This is a genomic window from Streptomyces wedmorensis, assembly GCF_000716445.1.
GTDB lineage: Bacteria > Actinomycetota > Actinomycetes > Streptomycetales > Streptomycetaceae > Streptomyces > Streptomyces wedmorensis.
This window is the reverse complement of the sequence record NZ_JNWK01000187.1, coordinates 1-323: the sequence shown is the minus strand read 5'-3', so window position 1 is coordinate 323 and position 323 is coordinate 1. Positions and strand designations below refer to the sequence as shown.

The window sequence follows — 323 nt, the reverse complement described above, 5'->3', positions numbered from 1 at the left end:
GGTCCTTGGTGGCGTTGATCACCAGCCAGGCCAGCGGCAGCAGGGTGTAGAGGAGGACCAGGCCGGTCACCAGGGTCAGCGGGATGCTGGGGCGGGGGTGCAGGGGGGTGTGGGGTCGCCTCGTGCGGGTGCGGCCGGCGGTGGCTTTGTGGGATGCCGGGCGGGCGGTGGCCTGGGGGCGGCGGGGCGGCTGGGGGGTTGGGGTTGCCGCCGCGGTGGTCAGGGAGGTGGTCATCGGGTCAGCCCTTCCGCATGCCGCGCAGCTGGACGGTGTAGGCGATGATCGCGGTGATCACGCCCATCACGATCGCCACGGTCGCCGC

At 73.4% G+C, this 323-nt stretch carries 1 pseudogene; it reads right to left on the bottom strand.

Annotation, left to right across the window (positions count from 1 at the left end):
* Positions 1-235: pseudogene (locus OO54_RS41050) on the bottom strand (carbohydrate ABC transporter permease); the annotation flags it as partial.
* Positions 236-323: the final 88 nt, after the last annotated feature.